Here is a 731-nt window from a genome sequence, read left to right as displayed (position 1 = left end):
ACGTGTATTGCATCTTACACCCTTTTTCCTAAGCCTATAAAGCATATTGGATTTTCGTTTCGACAAGGAAGGAACTTGATATTTCATTTCTGTATTTTTATTTGAATATATCTGTGCTACAAGGGCGTAACCGTTAACCGATTTACGCAGTATGTAGCGCCAGATATACTACCATTTAATCGCTAAATTAATGTCTTTCAAGCTGAAACTTGAAACATTATATCCCATTTCAGATAGTTGATCCTTAATAGGATTTATCAGGCTTGCATCCGAAATTTCGGACACATAGTTCACTTGGAAATACCCTTCTTTGGCTGCTTGTTCAATCAGGCGATAGATTTCGTCTAACTTTTCCTGAATAAGGGCTGAATTGTCGTTTGCAATCTTGCGTGCCTCTTCGGCTTTTAGTCTGTTCATTTTGTTATCAATTATTGTTATTGAAAATTTAATTATCGTTTTTTGATAACACTACGTCGAGTTTCCTGAAGGATTCGACGATTTGTGTTGATAGGCTACGCAGGCGATGGTTCTCCAGTTCAAGGTCCCTGATACGTGCAGCCTGATGTTTCGTGATGGCCGACATGCGGAGGTAGGAGTAAGCACACCGCATAAGCGCTTTTGATGCCTGATAACACCCTGTATCGTTCATAATTAACCGGATTGTCTTGTTATCCTCTTCCGTCAGGTCCCGAATTAGGATGTTTTTAATTGTTTTGCTCATACTCTGTATG

General features: G+C 39.3%; 2 protein-coding genes. Both read right to left on the bottom strand.

Going from position 1 to position 731, the window contains the following annotated elements:
- Positions 1 to 168 precede the first annotated feature (168 nt).
- Positions 169 to 417 (bottom strand): hypothetical protein, encoded by a 249-nt coding sequence (locus DW103_RS17775; RefSeq protein ID WP_122278604.1) that lies wholly within the window; start codon positions 415 to 417, stop codon positions 169 to 171.
- 28 nt (positions 418 to 445) lie between these two features.
- Positions 446 to 731, bottom strand: a 286-nt coding sequence (locus tag DW103_RS18090) for a hypothetical protein (protein ID WP_233545733.1), incomplete at its 5' end; no start/stop codon positions are given.

It is taken from the genome of Parabacteroides sp. AM08-6, from assembly GCF_003473295.1.
Lineage (GTDB): Bacteria > Bacteroidota > Bacteroidia > Bacteroidales > Tannerellaceae > Parabacteroides.
Note: the sequence above shows the minus strand (reverse complement) of the source record. Positions and strands in the feature narration are given on the sequence as shown.

Bases quoted from the DNA above. Each gene is read 5' to 3' on its own strand.
- DW103_RS17775 (WP_122278604.1), bottom strand. From the start codon at position 417: ATGAACAGACTAAAAGCCGAAGAGGCACGCAAGATTGCAAACGACAAT.